Source organism: Protofrankia sp. CiP1_Cm_nod1 (assembly GCF_920888515.1).
GTDB lineage: Bacteria > Actinomycetota > Actinomycetes > Frankiales > Frankiaceae > Protofrankia.
In genome coordinates, this window is record NZ_CAKKTM010000289.1 from 1 (window position 1) to 4,200 (window position 4,200).

The 4,200-nt window shown below is 76.2% G+C and carries 3 protein-coding genes; all 3 read right to left on the reverse strand.

The window, feature by feature from the left end; translation table 11 throughout:
• Positions 1-4: 4 nt before the first annotated feature.
• From NBX02_RS13160 to NBX02_RS13170, 3 genes are read right to left on the reverse strand one after another with little or no spacing between them, the layout of a single operon-like run.
• A complete protein-coding gene (locus NBX02_RS13160; protein WP_445548410.1) occupies positions 5-2,266 on the reverse strand; it encodes a dipeptide ABC transporter ATP-binding protein in 2,262 nt (753 codons plus the stop codon).
• Positions 2,263-3,159, reverse strand: coding sequence for an ABC transporter permease (locus NBX02_RS13165; RefSeq protein ID WP_250285766.1), 897 nt, complete (start codon positions 3,157-3,159; stop codon positions 2,263-2,265). The genes NBX02_RS13160 and NBX02_RS13165 overlap by 4 nt, the downstream gene beginning before the upstream one ends.
• A 7-nt stretch (positions 3,160-3,166) precedes the next feature.
• The gene (locus NBX02_RS13170) at positions 3,167-4,132 is read right to left on the reverse strand and encodes an ABC transporter permease (protein WP_445548411.1); all 966 of its coding nucleotides are present in this window, start codon (positions 4,130-4,132) and stop codon (positions 3,167-3,169) included.
• Positions 4,133-4,200 lie beyond the last annotated feature (68 nt).

The window sequence follows — 4,200 nt, forward strand, 5'->3', positions numbered from 1 at the left end:
GTCGTCATCGCGACACCACGCTCAGGATGTCCGCGGCCGGCGCCAGGTCCGGGGCGGGCCCGGCGTCCGGCGGGCCGGGCGGCGCGGCGCGGCCGCCGACCGGTCGTGGCACGGCGGCCAGCAGCTGCCGGGTGTAGGCGTGCGCGGGCCGGGCGAACACCGTGGCGACGTCGCCGGTCTCCACCACCTGGCCGTCCTTCATCACGATGATCCGGTCGCTGACGTGGTGGATGACCCCCAGGTCGTGGGAGATGAACAGCAGCGCGACCCCCAGGTCGCGCTGCAGCCCGGCGAGCAGGTCGAGGATCTGTGCCTGGATCGACACGTCGAGGGCGGACACCGGCTCGTCGCAGACGATCAGATCGGGCCCGGGAGCCAGCGCGCGGGCGATCGCCACCCGCTGCCGCTGCCCGCCGGAGAGCTCCAGCGGACGGCGGCGCAGCACGTCCGCGGGCAGCCCGACCTGCTCGAGCAGCTCCACGACCCGGTCCCGGCGGGCCGCGCCCCGCGGAGCGCCGGGACCGGCCGGACCGGCGTCCCGAAGGGCGCCGCCGATGGCCGCACCGGCCTGTCGCGGAACGCCGCCGATGGCCCGACCGGCGTCCCGCGGAACGCCGCCGATGGCCACGGCCTCGCCGATGATGCGCTCGACGCGGTAGCGGGGGTCGAACGAGCCCAGCGGATCCTGATAGATCGCCTGGATGTGGCGGCGGCGGGCGCGCCGCGCGCGCTCACGCAGCCCGCTCCACGGCTGCCCGTCGAAGCGGACCGTCCCGGTGTCCGGCTCAAGCTGGCCGAGGACGATGCGGGCCACGGTCGTCTTCCCCGAGCCCGACTCGCCGACGACACCCAGCGTCTCGCCGGCGCGCAGCCGCAGCGACACGTCCCGTACGGCGTCCCGCCAGGTGCCGTCCGGGGAGCGGAAACGCCTGGAGATGCCCTCGACCTCCAGCAGCGCCTCACCGGTGGCTGCCGCGTCCACCCGCTGCCTGGGCGGGGCGCCCATCCCGGGCGCGTCACCCGGGGCCACCGGCCGGGGTGTCGCGGCCGCGGTACCGGGAACGGCGCCGGAGGCGGCACCGGCCGTACCGGAGCCTGACAGCGTAATGGCGGCGCTCGCCGCCTCGGAAGTGCCTGCCCAGGCGTCAACCGTTGCCGTGACGTCCGCTGCCGGGGCATCCGCTGCCGGGGCGGTGGACAGGACCCCGATGGGCGGGGCCTCGAACGGGTGCCAGCACAGCACGTCGTGCCGGCGGTGCGCGCCCGCGGGCACGACGCGGGCCGGCAGGCGTTCGCGGCAGCGGTCGTCCGCCCGCGGGCAGCGGTCCGCGTACGGGCATCCCGCCGGCCCTGGCAGCGGGCCGCGCGGTGTGCCGGGAGCGAGCCGGGTGCCCTTGGTGTGGGTGACGGGCACGGCGTCGAGCAGCGCCCGGGTGTAGGGGTGGCGGGGGCCGCCGAGGATCTGTTCGGCCGGGCCGTGTTCGACGATGTGGCCGGCGTACATCACCGCGATGTCGTCGGCGAGCCCGCCGACGACGGCGAGGTCGTGGCTGATCAGCAGCAGCGCGGCGCCGTCGAGCTTGTGCCGCCGCAGCAGGTCGAGCACCTGCGCCTGCACCGTGACGTCCAGGGCTGTGGTCGGCTCGTCGGCCAGCACCAGGGCGGGGCCGGCGGCTATCGCCGAGGCGATGAGCGCCCGCTGGCGCAGCCCGCCGGAGAGCTGGTGGGGGTACTGCCGGGCGCGTCGGGCCGGCTCGGGCACGCCGACGTCGTCGAGCAGTTCCAGCACCCGGGCGTCGGTCTCGGCGCGCGGGACGACCCGGTGGGTGCGCAGCACCTCCGCGATCTCGGCGCCGACCGTGCGCAGCGGGTCCAGCGACACCAGCGCGTCCTGGAGCACCAGGCCGATCCGCCGGCCGCGCACGGCCCGCCACCGCGCCTCGGTGAACGCGGCCAGGTCCTCCCCGGCGAAGCGCAGCCGGCGCGCGCTGAGGGTGGCGTTCCCACCGGTGAGGCCGACGAGGGTACGCGCGGTGACGCTCTTGCCCGAGCCGGACTCCCCCACCAGCGCCAGGCAGCGGCCCGCGTCCAGGGTGAACGAGACGTCGCGGACGGCGTGCACCGCCGCGCCGCCGGTGGTGAAGGTGACATCGAGCCCGTCCACGACCAGCAGGGGCTCCGCCGACGCGGCAGGCCTCGCCGAGGGGACGACCGGCGTCGGATCCACGTTGTCCGCCAGGTCTATGTTGCCCGCCGGGCCGGTCATGACGTCCTCCCGGCGAAGCGGCGCTGGGCGAACCGGCCGACGACGTTGACCGCGACCACCGTCGCGGTGATGGCGAGCCCGGGGAACACCCCGATCCACCACGCGGACGCCAGGAAGTCACGGCCCTCGGAGAGCATCGCACCCCATTCCGGTGACGGCGGCCCGGCGCCCAGGCCGAGGAAGCTCAGCCCGGACGCGTAGATCACCGACGTGCCGAAGCCGACGGCGCCGAGGACCAGCAGCGGGCCGAGGGTGTTCGGCAGGACGTGGCGGGCGATGAGCACCGGCCGGGGCAGCCCGAGCCCGACCGCCGCCTCGACGTACCCGGAGCGGCGGACCACCAGCGCCTCCGCCCGCACGATCCGGGCGTAGCCGGGCACGAAGGCGATCGCGACCGCGAGCATGACGTTCACCGTCCCGGTGCCGAGCACCGTCACCGCCAGCAGCGCCAGCAGCAGGGACGGCAGCGACAGCAGGACATCGGCGAACCGCATCAGCACCTGGTCGCCCACCCGGCCGGACAGCGCCGCGGCCAGCCCCAGCACCGTGCCGCCGAGCAGCGCGAACACCGTGGAGCCGGCGCCGACCAGCAGCGAGGTGCGGGCGCCGTGCAGCACCCGGGCGAAGACGTCCCGGCCGAGCTGGTCGGTGCCGAACCAGTGCGCGCCGCTGGGGGCGGCCATCGTCTGGCCGAGGTCGGTCTCGTTCGGGGCCTGGCCGGTGAACAGGCCCGGGGCGATCGCGACCAGCGCGAGCACGACGAGCAGCGCCCCGGCCAGCGCGACGCCGGCGCGCGAGAGCTGTCTGCGCCGCCGCGACCGGCTGGCGGCCCGGCCGGCCGCGGTCAGGGCCGGGGCCGGGCCGGTGAGCAGGCCGGGCTGGGTGGTGGTCACCGCCGGTTCACCCCTTCCTCAGTCGCGGGTCGATGGCGAGGTAGGCGAGGTCCACCACGGTCGAGATCAGGACGAAGACGAAGGCGGAGATCAGCACGACGCCGATCACCACCGGCATGTCCTTGTTCCCTACCGCCTGCAGGGTCAGCGTCCCGATGCCGGGGCGGGCGAAGACGACCTCGACCAGCACCGCGCCGCCGAGCAGCGTGCCGGTCAGCCAGCCGGTCAGCGTCACCAGCGACACCGCCGCGTGGCGCAGCGCGTGCCGGAACCGCACCGCCGTGCGGGTCAGCCCGCGGGCCCGGGCGGTGACCACGAACGGCTGGGCCAGCGCCGTCTCCAGGCCCTCGCGCAGCACCTGCGCGAGCACCCCGGCGACCGGCAGCGCCAGGGTGACCGCGGGCAGGACCAGCGAGGCGAAGCCCTCCGCCCCGGCCACCGGAAAGATCGTCAGCCGGAACGAGAAAAACGTGAGCAGGACGATGCCGAGCCAGTACGACGGCGTGGACACCGCCACCAGCTCCCAGGCGGAGGCCAGCGCGCGCGGCAGCGGCCGCCCGGCCGTCGTCACCGCGGAGAGCACCGCGACGGCGACGGCCAGCACGACCGCGGCCAGGGCGAGCTGGACGGTCGGCCAGAGCTGGCTGTCGATCAGCTCGGCCACGGGACGCTGGAGCTGGTAGGACTCGCCGAGGTCCCCGCGCAGGAGATGGCCGAGGTAGGAGGCGTACTGCGCCACGACGGGCCGGTCGAAGCCGTAGTCCTCCCGGATCTGCGCCCGTACCTCGGCGGAGGCGGTGGTGGACGGCCCGAGCAGCACCGCCACCGGGTCGCCCGGGACGAGCTGCAGCGCCGCGAAGGCGAGCGTCGCCGCCCCGAACAGCACCGCCAGCGCCGCCGCGAGCCGTACCGCCACCCCCCTGACCAGGCGCCCTCCGGCTGAGCGCCCTCCGGCTGAGCGCCCCCTGGCCAGGCGCCGCCCGGCCAGGTCACGCCCGGCCGGGCCCGCGCTGGCCGGGTCACGCCCGGCCGGGTCACGCC

Bases quoted from the DNA above. Each gene is read 5' to 3' on its own strand.
- NBX02_RS13160 (WP_445548410.1), bottom strand. From the start codon at position 2,266: ATGACCGGCCCGGCGGGCAACATAGACCTGGCGGACAACGTGGATCCG.